We start from the raw sequence: 528 nt of genomic DNA on the forward strand, positions 1-528 counted from the left end.
ATTTGGAGCGGGTGATGAGAATCGAACTCACGACATCAGCTTGGAAGGCTGAGGTTTTACCACTAAACTACACCCGCAATATGGCGCGCCCGAGAGGAGTCGAACCCCTAACCTTTTGATCCGTAGTCAAACGCTCTATCCAATTGAGCTACGGGCGCTTCTTATGATGTTCACCGCCGTTGTTTTGGCGACTTTATTATAATATCATTTCTATTTTCTTATGTCAACACTTTTTTAAAAAGTTTTTTTGGTGCGGCCGAGAGGACTTGAACCTCCACGGGGTCGCCCCCACTAGGCCCTCAACCTAGCGCGTCTGCCATTCCGCCACGACCGCTAAATACATAAAATGAATAAGATGCGGGTGAAGGGACTTGAACCCCCACGTCGTAAAGACACTAGATCCTAAGTCTAGCGCGTCTGCCAATTCCGCCACACCCGCAAGAAATGAAAATGAGCCATGAAGGACTCGAACCTTCGACCCTCTGATTAAAAGTCAGATGCTCTACCAACTGAGCTAATGGCTCTCTA

General features: G+C 48.1%; 5 tRNA genes. All 5 read right to left on the reverse strand.

Going from position 1 to position 528, the window contains the following annotated elements:
• Positions 1-3: 3 nt before the first annotated feature.
• Positions 4-77, reverse strand: a tRNA-Gly gene (locus WKH56_RS35080).
• A gap of 4 nt (positions 78-81) precedes the next feature.
• Positions 82-158, reverse strand: a tRNA-Arg gene (locus WKH56_RS35085).
• Between the two features lie 90 nt (positions 159-248).
• A tRNA-Leu gene (locus WKH56_RS35090) sits at positions 249-334 on the reverse strand.
• A 22-nt stretch (positions 335-356) separates the two neighbouring features.
• Positions 357-439: transfer RNA gene (locus WKH56_RS35095), tRNA-Leu, on the reverse strand.
• A gap of 12 nt (positions 440-451) precedes the next feature.
• Positions 452-524, reverse strand: a tRNA-Lys gene (locus tag WKH56_RS35100).
• Positions 525-528: the final 4 nt, after the last annotated feature.

Source organism: Priestia sp. SB1 (assembly GCF_038898415.1).